10 protein-coding genes are annotated in these 12,509 nt (G+C 72.4%); 8 read left to right on the top strand and 2 right to left on the bottom strand.

The genetic code is table 11. The features are described 5' to 3' along the window. Positions 1-584: 584 nt before the first annotated feature. The 5 genes from Voc01_RS04725 (at position 585) to Voc01_RS04705 (ending at position 8,973) form a co-directional block, all read left to right on the top strand. The gene (locus Voc01_RS04725) at positions 585-2,336 is read left to right on the top strand and encodes a serine/threonine-protein kinase (protein WP_203926017.1); all 1,752 of its coding nucleotides are present in this window, start codon (positions 585-587) and stop codon (positions 2,334-2,336) included. A gap of 2 nt (positions 2,337-2,338) precedes the next feature. After that, entirely contained in the window at positions 2,339-3,007 is a 669-nt protein-coding gene (locus Voc01_RS04720) for a class I SAM-dependent methyltransferase (protein ID WP_203926016.1), read from the top strand. 5 nt (positions 3,008-3,012) lie between these two features. Continuing rightward, positions 3,013-3,789, top strand: coding sequence for an aldo/keto reductase (locus tag Voc01_RS04715; RefSeq protein ID WP_239159953.1), 777 nt, complete (start codon positions 3,013-3,015; stop codon positions 3,787-3,789). Positions 3,790-3,829: 40 nt separating this feature from the next. Continuing rightward, positions 3,830-6,763: an AfsR/SARP family transcriptional regulator gene (locus Voc01_RS04710; protein WP_203926015.1), complete on the top strand. Its 2,934-nt coding sequence runs from the start codon at positions 3,830-3,832 to the stop codon at positions 6,761-6,763. 323 nt (positions 6,764-7,086) lie between these two features. Then, positions 7,087-8,973, top strand: a complete 1,887-nt coding sequence (locus Voc01_RS04705) for an anthranilate synthase family protein (protein WP_275423689.1) — start codon at positions 7,087-7,089, stop codon at positions 8,971-8,973. Here Voc01_RS04705 and Voc01_RS04700 read toward each other — a convergent pair. Continuing rightward, on the bottom strand, positions 8,967-9,698 hold the full coding sequence (locus tag Voc01_RS04700; RefSeq protein ID WP_203926013.1) for an alpha/beta fold hydrolase: 732 nt from the start codon (positions 9,696-9,698) through the stop codon (positions 8,967-8,969). The genes Voc01_RS04705 and Voc01_RS04700 overlap by 7 nt on opposite strands. 55 nt (positions 9,699-9,753) lie before the next feature. On the opposite strand from Voc01_RS04700, the gene Voc01_RS04695 reads away from it, so the two are divergent. Continuing rightward, the gene (locus Voc01_RS04695; protein ID WP_203926012.1) at positions 9,754-10,704 is read left to right on the top strand and encodes a helix-turn-helix transcriptional regulator; all 951 of its coding nucleotides are present in this window, start codon (positions 9,754-9,756) and stop codon (positions 10,702-10,704) included. Between the two features lie 129 nt (positions 10,705-10,833). Here the strand turns inward: Voc01_RS04695 and Voc01_RS04690 are convergent, their stop codons facing one another. Next, positions 10,834-11,040 (bottom strand): glycine zipper domain-containing protein, encoded by a 207-nt coding sequence (locus Voc01_RS04690; RefSeq protein WP_203926011.1) that lies wholly within the window; start codon positions 11,038-11,040, stop codon positions 10,834-10,836. Positions 11,041-11,173: 133 nt separating this feature from the next. On the opposite strand from Voc01_RS04690, the gene Voc01_RS04685 reads away from it, so the two are divergent. Both Voc01_RS04685 and Voc01_RS04680 read left to right on the top strand, forming a co-directional pair. Continuing rightward, complete coding sequence (locus Voc01_RS04685) at positions 11,174-12,259, top strand: LacI family DNA-binding transcriptional regulator (RefSeq protein WP_203926010.1); 1,086 nt, start codon at positions 11,174-11,176, stop codon at positions 12,257-12,259. A 10-nt stretch (positions 12,260-12,269) separates the two neighbouring features. Beyond that, on the top strand, positions 12,270-12,428 hold the full coding sequence (locus Voc01_RS04680; protein WP_203926009.1) for a hypothetical protein: 159 nt from the start codon (positions 12,270-12,272) through the stop codon (positions 12,426-12,428). Positions 12,429-12,509 lie beyond the last annotated feature (81 nt).

Raw genomic sequence — 12,509 nt, 5'->3', positions numbered from 1 at the left:
CCCTGCTCCGCCGCGCCCTGCTCCGCCGCGCCCTGCTCCGCCGCGCCCTGCTCCGCCGCGCCCTGCTCCGCCGCGCCCTGCTCCGCCACGCCCCACCACTCCCCGCACCACCACGCCTCGTACCACCATGGCGCGGCCATGGTGCGCATAAACGACGCTCGATCCAATGCGCTCCCGAGGCGGAAATCCACACCGGATCGAGCGTCGTCGAACCCAAGACCCGCCCCGCCACACCACCGGCAGCCGCCATGGGCCGCCACGGCCCAGTCCGCCCCGCTACGGCCCGCCCGCTACGGCCCGCCCGCTACGGCCCGCCCGCTACGGCCCGCCCGCCACGGCCGCCCCACCGCGGCCGGCCCGCCACGGCGCCGCCACGGCCCGCGCATAAACGGCGCTCGATCCACAGCGTTTCTCGGGCTGCCATCCGCACTGGTTCGAGCGTTGTCGAAGCCGGGAGGGGCTCGACAGTCAACCGTGTGGATGGGGCTGTACGGGCCGCCGGCACGCGACACGACACGCCCACACCTGGGGGACATTTGTGCAAATCTCATCGTGATCTCTTCGGGCGTCGATAAGTTGCCTCGGTGCCAGCCGCCGAGATACCGCTCAACCCGACGGTGCTCACGCCCGACGGGGCCGTCGTCACGCGGACGTACCAGCTGATCGAGGAGATCGGACGCGGTGCGCACGGCACGGTCTGGCGCGCCCGCGCCACCGCGACCGGCCGCGAGTACGCCGTCAAGATCCTGCGGGACCTGGGGGAGGACGCACCCAAGGCAACCGCCCGCTTCCTGCAGGAACGCGGCATCCTGCTGCGGCTGCGGCACGAGAACCTGGTGGCCGTGCACGACCTGCTGACCACCGCCGACGGGCGGCTCGCCCTGGTGCTCGACTTCGTCTCCGGGGGCACGCTGCGCGAACTGCTGCGCGAACGCGGATCACTGCCCGCCGCCGAGGCGGCCGACCTGCTGGCCCAGGTGGCCGACGGGCTCGCCGCCGCGCACGGCAAGGCGGTCGTGCACCGCGACCTCAAGCCCGACAACATCCTGCTGGCACCGCGGATGGAAGGCGGCGTCCGCCCCCGGCTGACCGACTTCGGCATCGCCCGGGTGCTCGACGGCCCACGGATGACCACCTCGGGAGCCGTGCTCGGAACGCCGAACTACATGGCACCCGAGGTCATCGAAGGGTCACCGGCCACGCCCGCGGCCGACGTGTACGGGCTGGGCATCATCCTGTACGAACTGCTCGCCGGGCGTCCGCCCTTCGACGGCGACGGCGTCGACACCGCGATCCTCGTACGGCACACCCGCGCCACCGCGCTGCCGCTGGCCGGGATGGCACCGCGGGTCTGGTCGCTGATCGAAGCCTGCCTCGACCGCGACCCGGCCCAGCGGCCCGACGCGCACACCCTGCGCACCACGCTGCGCCGGCTCGCCGCCGAGACCGTCGGGGTGGAGCCGATCCGACCGGTGCGCCGGGGCGACCGCCGCCCGACGTTCCTGCTCACCGACCTGGGCAGCCACGGAAACGGCCGCGGCTCCGGCCCGCCACCCCGGCCGCAAGCCAGAACGGCCACCCCCGAGAAGGCGGAAAAGGCAGAAAGGGCCGAGAAACCACCGGAGATCCCCGAGCCGCCAGCGGACAAGCGGCAGGACACCCCTGTCCCCGCCCAGCGCCGCCGGCACCGCACCGTCTCCGCCCTCGCCGCGGTGATCGCGGTCGTGCTGGCGCTCAGCGGCTACGTCGGGATGCGGTACGCCACCGGCGGAAAGCCGGTCGACGAAGGGTCCGCCGCCACCGGTCCGCAGGCCACGTCGGGACCGGGTGCCGCGACCAACGGACCCACCACCGGCCCCGGCGGGGGCGGCCGGCGGGCACCCGCGGCGTCCGCCCCGTCCGCCGAGTCGACGATCCCGATTCCGGAACGCACCCGCGGCAGCGACCCCGCCAGCGCGAGCCCGCCACCCGGTGGCGTCCCCGAAGACCTCGGCGAGTGGAAGTGCAGCGAGAAGCGCTGGGCCGTCGGACACCCGGCGACCGGCACCGCCTGCCACGCCCTCGGCACCCACGTGCGGGTGAAGGGATCCCTCAGCGCGGTGTCCGGTGTCGAGGCCGACATCCAGATCGTGGTCGAGAACGCCGACTCCGGTCAGACCGCCGCCGGCCCATACAGCTGCAAGAACAAGCAGTTCACCGAGGCCGCCAGCCGGCACGATTGCGGACCCGAGACGCTGGACCTGGCCTCCGGGCGGTACCGCGTGGTCACCAAGTGGACCTACCACGACAGCATCGTGCCGGAGGGATCCGTCGTCGGCGCCGTGTTCAACTGGTAGGCATGGCCGGATTCGTACAGGAGCACACCGTCGTTCGCCGTGCTTCCGCGGTCCCGGAAATTGTTCTTCACCAGGCCGACGACGCGATCGGCCTGTGGGAACGCACGGAGCGTGCGCACGGCGGACACCTGCCGCCTCCGTTCTGGGCGTTCGCGTGGGCCGGTGGCCAGGCCGTCGCGCGGTACCTGCTCGACCATCCGGAGGTCGTCCGCAACCGGCGGGTGCTCGACGTCGCCGCCGGGGGCGGGGTGGTCGCGATCGCCGCGGCGCTCGCGGGCGCCGCCGAGGTGACGGCCACCGAGATCGACCCCAGGGCATTGGACGCGCTGCGGCTCAACGCGGAAGCCAACGGTGTGACGGTCACCGCCCGGCTCGGCGACGTACTGACCGACGACGAACCGGTGACGGCCGACGTGGTGACCGCCGGTGACGTCTTCTACAGCCGCGACCTCTCGACGCGCATGATGGCGTTCCTGCAGCGTGCCGCCGACCGCGGCGCGACGGTGCTGGCCGGCGACCCCGGCCGCGCGTACGCGCCACAGGGCCAGCGAGCGGTGGCCCGGTACGACATCCCGACCACCCACGACCTGGAGAGCACCGACTCGAAGCTGTCGACTGTCTGGCAACTGCGCCGACAAGATCGCGCGAAACCGGCCGGCACGGGAGAATAAGGGGCATGACCCCGAAGACGGTTACCCTGAGCAACGGCGCGGAGATGCCACTGGTGGGCTTCGGCACCTGGCAGTTGCGGGGCCAGGAGGCGTACGACGCCACCCGGTACGCGCTGGAGATCGGATACCGGCACCTCGACACCGCGACGATGTACCGCAACGAGGCCGAGGTCGGCCAGGCGTTGCGCGACAGCGGCGTGCCCCGCGAAGAGGTGTTCATCACCACCAAGCTGCCCCCCGAGCGGGCCGGTCGCGAGCAGGAGACGATCGCCGCCAGCCTCAAGGCCCTGGGCGTGCGCACCATCGACCTCTGGCTCATCCATTGGCCGCCGAACGGTGGGCAGAGCGCGCGGGTCTGGCGCGAGTTCGTCGCCGCCCGCGAGGCCGGCCAGACGCAGGCGATCGGGGTCAGCAACTACTCCACCGCCCAGATCGACGAGCTGGTCAGGGCCACCGGCGAGACGCCCGCGGTCAACCAGATCCCGTGGAGCCCGTTCGACCACGACGCGCGAACCGTCGAAGAGAGCCGGCAGAGAGGCGTCGTCCTCGAGGGCTACAGCCCGTTGAAGGGCAGCGACCTGCGCAACCCGGTACTCCGCGAGATCGCGGAGAAGCACGGCGTCACGGTGCCGCAGGTGATCCTGCGGTGGCACCTGGAGCACCGGGTGGTGGTCATCCCGAAGTCCGCCCGCAAGGAACGGATCGCGGCAAACCTCGATTTGTACGGGTTCGAACTGTCTGCCGAGGAAGTGCGACAGATAGACGGGCTGGCCAGGCGATAGCATTCGCACCCTCAGCTGAACTCCTGGAGGCGGCGAGGGTATGGGCGAGGGTCCGCGAGCCGTCGCGGTCCGGCTGTTGGGCGGGGTGAGCGTCACCGGCCCGGCCGGCCCGGCGCGGCTCGTCGGCGCGCGCCAACGCACGATCGTCGCCGCGCTGGCGCTGCGGGTCGGCACCGTCGTCGCGCGGACCCGGCTGATCGACGCGGTCTGGGGCGACGACCCGCCACCGACCGCCGACAAGACGCTCAACAGCCACATCGCCCGCCTGCGGCAGGCCCTCGCCGCTGCCGGCCTGCCCGACGCGCTCACCACCCAGGCGCCGGGATACGTGCTCCGGCTCGCACCGGGAGACGTCGACGCGCGCCGGTTCGAAGACGAGGTGCGGCTGGCCCGTGCCACGGCCGGCACCGACCCGGCCCGCGCCGCGCGGCACCTGCGCGAAAGCCTCGCGTTGTGGACCGGCGCCCCGCTCGAAGACGCCGAACCGGTCGACTGGCTCGCCGCCGAGGTCGCCCGGCTCGACGAGCTACGGCTGGCCGCCACCGAGGACCGGTGGGCCCTCGAACCGTCGCCGAACGTGGCCGAGCTGGAGTTCCTCGCGGCGGCGCATCCGTTCCGGGAACGGCTGTGGGAGCTGCTGATGGTCGCGCTGTACCGGGCCGGCCGGCAGGGCGACGCGCTCGCCGCGTACCTGCGCGCCCGCGACGTGCTCGCCGACCAGCTCGGCGTGGAGCCGGGCACGCGGCTACGCCGTCAGCACGCCGCGATCCTCGCCGGCGGCGAACCCGAGCCGCTGCACGACATCCCGGAACCCGACGACGCCGGTGCCGAGGAGCCGGAAGAGGACCCGGTCACGCTGCCGCAGCCGCTCACCACGCTGGTCGGGCGCGACAGCGCGGTCGGCGCGGTGGTCGCCACCGTGCGCGGCCGCCGGCTGGTGACGCTCGTCGGACCCGCCGGCTGCGGCAAGACCCGCCTCGCGATCGCCGCCGCGGGTGAGCTGGGACCGGCGCGGTTCGTCGACCTCAGCGTGGTCAGCGAACGGCTCCCCGAAGCGATCGCGGCCGCCCTCAGCCTCGCCGACGACGGCAGCACCGACGCCTACCACCGGCTCGTCCGGTTCCTCACCGGCGCCGCTCCGCCGCTGCTGGTCCTCGACAACTGCGAACACGTCAGCGAGGAGTGCGCCGAGCTCCTCGCCCGGCTGCTGCCCGCGTGCGCGAACCTGCGTGTCCTGGCGACCAGCCGCCAACCGCTGCGGCTGCGCGGCGAGGCCGTGCACCCGGTCGCGCCGCTCGGTGCCGCCGACGCCGCCCGGCTGTTCGTCGACCTGGTCCGCGACCACACCGGGGCCGACGTGCCCGCCGAGCACCTCGACCTCGTGCACGACCTCTGCCGCAACCTCGACGGGCTGCCGCTGGCCATCGAGCTGGCCGCCGCGCGGGCGACGGCGCTGTCGGTCCCGGAGATCGCCGCACGCCTGTCCGATCGCTTCAGCCTGTTGCGGAACACGCAGCGCGACCCGCACGCGCGGCGCCACCACCACACGCTGGCCGCGGCGCTCGACTGGAGCTACGACCTCATCGACGACGCCCAGCGCAGGCTGCTGCGCACCGTGTCGGTGTTCGTCGGCAGCTGGCGCCTCGACGCCGCCGAGGCCCTCGACGGTGACGCGCTCGACCTGCTCACCGAGCTGGTCGACCGCTCGCTGGTGGCCGTCGACCGCCGCGACGGCGAGACCCGCTACCGCCTGCTCGAAACGGTGAAGGCGTACGCGTCGAACCGGCTCACCGACGCCGAGGCGGCCGCCGCGCGGAGACGGCACGCCGCCCATTACCTGGCCGTCGCCGAGGAGGCGGCGTCGAACCTGCGTGACGGGCACCAGCAGTCCTGGCTGGCGAGGCTCGCCGCCGACTACCCGAACATGCAGGCGGCGATGCGGTGGCTCCTGAAAGACGGCGACGGCACCGAGGACCTGCGGCTGGCGACCGCGCTGGCCCAGTACTGCAAGTTCAGCGGCCGCTACCGGGAGGGCCGCCGCTGGCTGGCGCTGGCGTTGGAGCGGCGGCCGGACGCGCCGGAGGAGCTCCGGTTGCAGGCGCTCATCGAGGCGTCGGCGCTCGCGATGCTCGACTGCGAGTACCCGACGTCGTTGCGGCTGGCCCACGAGGCACTGGAGCTCACCGGTCCCGACCGGGCCGAGTTCGCCCGGCTGCTGGTGCTGCTCGCGTCGGTGCAGCGGGAGACCGGTCAGTACGACCAGGCCATCGCGTGCGTGGAGCGGGCGCTGGTCTACTACCGGGTCATGGACGAGCAGCCCGGCGTGGCCCGGGCCCTGCACACCGGCGCGTTCGCGGCCTGGGTGGGCGGCGACCTCGACACCGCGAACCGGTACCTGGCCGAGTGCCTGCCGAAGGTCCGCGCGCTCGGCGACCACGAGGCGATCGCCGCGACGCTGCTCAACATGGGCGCCACCGCGTTCTACGCCGGCGACACCGAGCGGGCGAGAAGGCTGTTCGACGACGCGCTGGAGCGCTACCAGCTCATCGGCTTCGACGAGGGCGTCGGCTGGGTGCGCAACATGCTCGGCCTGGTCGATCTGCGCGGCGGGCGCGACGAGTCGGCCCGGGCGCACCTGGTGAGCAGCCTCGGCGTCCACCGGCGGCTGGGTGACCGGTGGCGCACCGCGAGCGTGCTGGAGGCGCTGGCCGAGGCGTTGCGGCGCACCGGGTCGAGCCGGGTCGCGGCGGTGCTGCTGGGTGCCGCCGGTGCGGTGCGGGCCGCGATCGGTGCGCCGGTGCCGGCCGTCGAGCGCACCGACTGGGAGCGCACGTACAGTGCGCTGCAGGCCGAGTTGGGGGAGGATGAGCTCCTCGCGGCCATCACCGAGGGCCACGACCGCGAGCTCGACGGCATCCTCGCGAGCGATCCCACAATTGATCGCAGTCTCACCACAACCTCAGCACAACCCTGAGCGTGTTCTCTGTACGCATGCCCCACACGGGGGCGCGTTCCAGGGGGGAACCATGAACAGCTTCAAGTGGGCCGGGCCGACGTTCGCCTAGGACACGTTCCAGTGATCCGACACATACCCGGGTTGGTGCCCGACGCCTCCTCGGCGGGCACCAACCCGTCCGCTACCATCTACCGCATGTTCGCGCGACAGAGTCAGTGGTGGCCCGCCTGAGGCGGCCACCATTCGCGCGTAGACATCCACGCGGCCGCCGATAAGGCGGCCGTTCGCGTTTCCTTCGGGAGGCGGTGCCGCCAGGCGGCCCCCATCCCAGGGAGAGACCCGTGATTCCACAGTCAGGGCCGTTCGCGATCATCCGCCGCGCCGGGCGCGAGCTTGTCGAGATCTTTCAAGGTGACCGCGTGAGCGCGGCCGATCTCGCCAGTGTTCCGATCTCCGACTCGCCCGGCCCGTCGACGCTCGCACTGGTGCCCTATCGACAGGTGGCCGAGCGCGGCTTCGAGTGCGTCGACGACGGTGCGCCGCTCGAGTGCCTGCGCATCTCGTCTTCTACCGAGGTGTTGTTGGCAGACCTTCTCGCGCACCTGCCGACCGACCCGCCCGTGCTGCGTGACAGCGCGTTCGACATCGACGACGACGGTTACGCCGCGCTGGTGGGCGAGGTGCTGGCGCAGGAGATCGGGCGTGGCGAGGGCTCGAACTTCGTCATCCACCGGGTGTTCGAGGCGTCGGTCGAGGGTCCGCCGCTGCGTGCGGCGCTGGCGGCGTTCGCGCGGCTGTTGCGCGACGAGCGGGGCGCGTACTGGACGTTCGTCGTGCACACGGGCACCCGCACGCTGGTCGGCGCGACGCCGGAGCGGCACGTGAGCGTCGACGACGGCCTGGTGATGATGAACCCGATCAGCGGCACGTTCCGCCACGGCGACGGCTTCTCCGAGGACGACCTGCTGGCGTTCCTCGACGACCCGAAGGAGATCGACGAGCTCTACATGGTGCTCGACGAGGAGCTGAAGATGATGGCCGTGGTCGCCGAGGGCGGCGGCCAGGTGATCGGACCGCAGCTGGCGGAGATGGCGCACCTGCACCATACCGAGTACCTGCTGGCCGGCCGCACCACGCTCGACGTGCGTGACGTGCTCCGCGAGACGATGTTCGCGCCGACCGTGGTCGGCAGCCCGATCGAGAACGCCTGTCGGGTGGTGGCGCGGCACGAGCGCCGGGGCCGCGGCTACTACGGCGCGGTCCTGGCCCTGCTGGGCCACGACGACGCCGGCCGCCAGACCCTGGACGCCCCGATCCTGATCCGCACGGCCGAGCTGAGCCCTTCCGGGAAGCTCCGGATCCCGGTGGGGGCGACGCTGGTACGCCACTCGACCGCGGACGGCGAGGTGGCGGAAACCCACGCGAAGGCGGCGGGCATCCTGCGCGCGTTCACCGCAACTCCCTCTCGCGATCTTGGACACTTCGGCATCGAATCCGATGCACAGGCGTCCAAGATCGCGGAGTCTTCGGCGGTCCTTGCCGCGCTTGCTGCCCGGAACCGGCATCTGGCGCGGTTCTGGCTCGACCAGCGGCCGGCGGATCCGGCTAGTGGTGCCTCCGCCCTGATCGTCGACGCGGAGGACACCTTCACCGGGATGCTGGCGCACCTGTTCCGGGCGTTGGGGCTGGCGGTAGAACGGGTGCCGGTCGCCGACGCGCTCGCCCTGGATCTCGACGCCTACGACCTGGTGGTGGCCGGCCCCGGACCGGGTGACCCGCGCAGCCGGGGCGACGCCCGCGTCGACGGCCTGCGCACGCTGGCCCGGCAGCGGCTCGCGACCGGGCGGCCGCTGCTCGGCGTGTGCCTCGGCCACCAGGTGATCAGTGGTCTGCTCGGGCTGCCGCTGCACCGCAAGGACGGCACCTACCAGGGCACCCAGCGCGAGATCGACTTCTTCGGACGCCGGGAGCGGGTGGGCTTCTACTCCACGTTCCTCGCCGTCGACGCCGACGCCCCGGTCGACCCGACTGAAGCAGTTGGTCTGTCGCCGAGTGAGGCGACGATCGAGGTCAGCCGCGACCCGGTGACGCGCGAGGTGCACGCGATGCGCGGCACCGGGTTCGCGACCGTGCAGTTCCATCCCGAGTCGGTGCTCACCGAGTACGGCGTCGACCTGCTCGGCGAGCTCCTCGACCACCTTGGCGTGCGGGTCGCCCTTTCTCAGTAGTGCTTGTTCAGCAGGTCGGCCAGCTCGGCCGGCCTGCTGAACATCGGCCAGTGCCAGGTGGGCAGCTCCTCGTAGGTCCACCCGTCGCCGGCCATGTGCCGGAACAGCGGTGCCTCCGCCGCCATGGCCTTCGTCTGCTCGACCGTGAACGACGAGAGGATGCCGAGCCGGGGGAACCTTTCCCAGGCGCCGGTCAGCCGCACCGGCTGCACCGCCGACGCCCACGGCTGCGGCACCGAGCGCTCGGCCAGCGCCGCCAACGCCTCACCCTCGACGTGGCGGACGTCGGCCGCGAGCGTGGCCCACGGCGGGGGCGGCAGCCGCCACCCGTCGCCGTACTCCTGCACGACCTTCTCGCTGCCGGCCCGGTCCTCCGGTCCGGCGAAGTCGGCCTGCGCCGTGCCGTCGGGCAGGGGACCGGTGTCGACGTACGCGAGCGCCCGTACCCGCTCGGGCACCCGGTCGGCGGCGGCCGTCGTCACCAACCCGCCGTAGCTGTGCCCGACGAGCACCACGTCGGCGAGGTCCTCGTAGCGCAGCAGGTTCACCACATCGGTGACGTGCGTGTCGAGGTCGGTCTCCGGCGTGGCGAGGTGTGCCCGCTCGGCCAGACCGGTCAGCGTCACCGGGTACACGTCGTGTCCCTGTGCGCGCAGCGCCTCGGTGACCGGGCGCCAGGCCCACGCGCCGAGCCAGAAGCCTGGGACCAGTACGAATGTCGTCATGCCTTTGACGCTAGTGTGAATACCGGACAGGAGCCGCCCGGATTCGGAGATTGTCATGACCAGGCCCACCGCACGGGTGCTCGCCCTGCTGGAGATCCTCCAGACCGGCGGGTGGTTCACCGTGGGCAGCCTGGCCGGGCGCCTCGGCGTCGACGAGCGGACCGTCCGCCGGTACGCCACCCACCTGACCGACCTCGGCATCCCGGTCGGCGCGCGGCGCGGCCGGTACGGCGGCTACCGGCTCTCTCCCGGTTTCAAGCTCCCACCCCTGATGTTCACCGACGACGAGGCGATCGCGGTGGCCCTCGGGCTCGTCGCCGGCCAGCGCATGGGGCTCGGCGGGCCGGCGCACACGGGCAGCGCGCTGGCCAAGGTCCGCCGGGTGCTGCCCGACGCGGTGTCCGGACGCATCGAGTCACTGCTCGCGACCGCCGACTTCACCGCGCTGCCGCGGCAGGCGGCCCCGCCCGGCTCCGAAGTGCTGCTCACGCTCGCCGCCGCAGCCCGTGACCGGCACCCGGTGCGGATCGCGTACACGGCATGGGCCGGCGGCACCGGTCAGCGCGTGCTGGAGCCGTACGGCCTGGTCTTCCACTCGGGCCGCTGGTACGTGTCGGGCCACGACTCGGCGAGCGGGGAGGTGCGCACGTTCCGGCTCGACCGGATCACCGACGCTGAATCGATCGAGGGAGCGTTCGAGGTGCCGGACGGCTTCGACCCGGCCGGTCACGTGCTGGCCGGCCTAGCCTCGGTGCCGTACGCGCACGAGGTGGTGGTGCTGCTCAGGGCGCCGCTGGCCGAGGCCCGTCGCCGGCTGCCGCGGGTGGTCGGCGAGCTGGTCGAGGCCGACGGCGGGGTGCGCCTGACGATGCGGGCCGAGCGACTCGACGGCGCCGCACGCATGCTGGCGGGCCTGCCCTGGCGGTTCACCGTGGAGCGGCCGGACGAGCTGCGGATGGAACTGCGCGACCTCGCCGCCCAGCTCCTCGACGACGCCGGCTATTAAGTCTGCGTCGATCTTGCACTTGTGGCCGCCTCTATTTGCGGACATGTCATGTTTTGAGGGAGGCCACGACTGCAAGATCGACGGAGAGGGGGACGGCGTGGTGCCCCGGGGCGGCGCTGACGAGCAGTGCTAGGACCGGTCTCTGCGCTCCTTGGCCTGGATCTCCAGCGCTGTACCGATCGCGACGCCCATCCCGGCGCCGATCGCGATGCCCACGCCCGGGTTGTCGAACAAGAGCATCCCCAGGACGACGCCGAACGCCATGCCGAGGGCGATGCCGATGCCCATGAACTTGCCGTCGTAGCCCGATTTCTTGCCGCTGACCTCGCTCGCCATGAAGATCCGGTACCCGTGTGAAGCCCGTGGTAATCGCGATCACAGCCGAAACGACCTTGTAGCCGCCCTTCTGGCGGCGTACTGTATCGATGCAGAGGGACAGAACGGGACACCGGGGCAGGAGGCGGTTCAGATGGCAGCGACGCTCCAGACGGTCGCCGACGCGGTGGGCGTCTCCCGCAGCACGGTCTCGAACGCCTACAGCCGTCCTGACCAGCTGTCGCTCGAGCTGCGTACGCGGATCCTCGCGGCCGCCGAGAAGCTCGGGTACGCCGGTCCCAACCCGAGCGCGCGGTCGCTGCGGCGCGGCAAGGTCGACTCGATCGGCGTGCTGCTCACCGCGAACCTGTCGATCGCGTTCCGCGACCCGTACGCGGTGTCGTTCCTGCGCGGGCTCGCCGAGGCGGCCGAGGAGCGGCGCAACTCGCTGCTGCTGATCCCGATGCCGCGGCACGACATGGAGGGCTCGCTCGAGGCGGTCCGCAACGCCGCGGTCGACGCGTTCTGCGTGTACTGCGTGCCGAACTGGACCGGTGCGTTGGAGCTCATCGCCGCCCGCGGGCTGCCCGTGGTGTCGGGTGACGATCCGCAGCTGATGCGGTCGGAGCTGCCGCCGAACACCGGCATGCTGGGCTTTGTCGGCATCGACGACCGGGCGGCCGCCCGCACGTTGGCCGCGCACGTGGCCGGGTTCGGGCACCGCAGGGTGGCGATCGTGGCCCACTGGGCGACCGACCACGGCGGGACCGGTCCGGTCGGCCTCACACCGGAGGACCTGCGGTACTCGGTCAGCGGCGAGCGCACCCGCGGGTACCGCGACGCGTTCGAGGCCGCCGGCGTCCCCTGGAACGACATCCTCCTGATCAACGCAGTCGAGAACGTCCGCGCGGCCGGTCAGGACGCGGCGGCCCACGCGCTCGACCGCCTGGATCGATCCACCGCCATCCTGACGACGTCCGACGTCCTCGCGCTGGGCGTCCTCGACGCCCTGAAGGACCGCGGACTCCAGCCGGGCCGCGACGTCTCCGTGACCGGTTTCGACGACATTCCCGAGGCCGAACTGGCCGGGCTGACCACGATGCGGCAGCCCAGCTACGAACGTGGCCGGATCAGCGGCGAGATGCTGCTGGATCCGCCCGAAGACCCGCAGGCCCGACGCCGGGTGCTGCCCACGACGCTGGTGGTCCGGAAAACGACCGGCCCCGCACCGACCTCCTGAGGAGGAGACCATGATCCCGCAGGCCACGATCCTCGCCGTGCAGCTGACCCGCCAACAGGTCAACTCGGCGATGCCCCACGCCCCGGTGCTGACCGACGCCCCGAGGCCCCGCCTACGCACCCGCACCGCGCGCGCCCTACGCCGCGCCGCCGACCGCCTCGACACCTAGGGAACTGTTCCCGGATCGTGGCTCGGTCCGGCGGAGGATTCCGCCGAGGGTCTGCGCGGCACCCACGACCCCCTCCCCGCC

Origin of the sequence: Virgisporangium ochraceum (assembly GCF_016863655.1) — a bacterium.
Lineage (GTDB): Bacteria > Actinomycetota > Actinomycetes > Mycobacteriales > Micromonosporaceae > Virgisporangium > Virgisporangium ochraceum.
Note: the sequence above shows the minus strand (reverse complement) of the source record. Positions and strands in the feature narration are given on the sequence as shown.

Excerpts from the sequence above, each read along its gene's own strand:
- Voc01_RS04710 (WP_203926015.1), top strand. The coding sequence starts at position 3,830 with ATGGGCGAGGGTCCGCGAGCCGTCGCGGTCCGGCTGTTGGGCGGGGTG.
- Voc01_RS04700 (WP_203926013.1), bottom strand. The coding sequence starts at position 9,698 with ATGACGACATTCGTACTGGTCCCAGGCTTCTGGCTCGGCGCGTGGGCC.
- Voc01_RS04690 (WP_203926011.1), bottom strand. The coding sequence starts at position 11,040 with ATGGCGAGCGAGGTCAGCGGCAAGAAATCGGGCTACGACGGCAAGTTC.
- Voc01_RS04715 (WP_239159953.1), top strand. The coding sequence starts at position 3,013 with ATGACCCCGAAGACGGTTACCCTGAGCAACGGCGCGGAGATGCCACTG.
- Voc01_RS04720 (WP_203926016.1), top strand. The coding sequence starts at position 2,339 with ATGGCCGGATTCGTACAGGAGCACACCGTCGTTCGCCGTGCTTCCGCG.
- Voc01_RS04695 (WP_203926012.1), top strand. The coding sequence starts at position 9,754 with ATGACCAGGCCCACCGCACGGGTGCTCGCCCTGCTGGAGATCCTCCAG.
- Voc01_RS04685 (WP_203926010.1), top strand. The coding sequence starts at position 11,174 with ATGGCAGCGACGCTCCAGACGGTCGCCGACGCGGTGGGCGTCTCCCGC.
- Voc01_RS04680 (WP_203926009.1), top strand. The coding sequence starts at position 12,270 with ATGATCCCGCAGGCCACGATCCTCGCCGTGCAGCTGACCCGCCAACAG.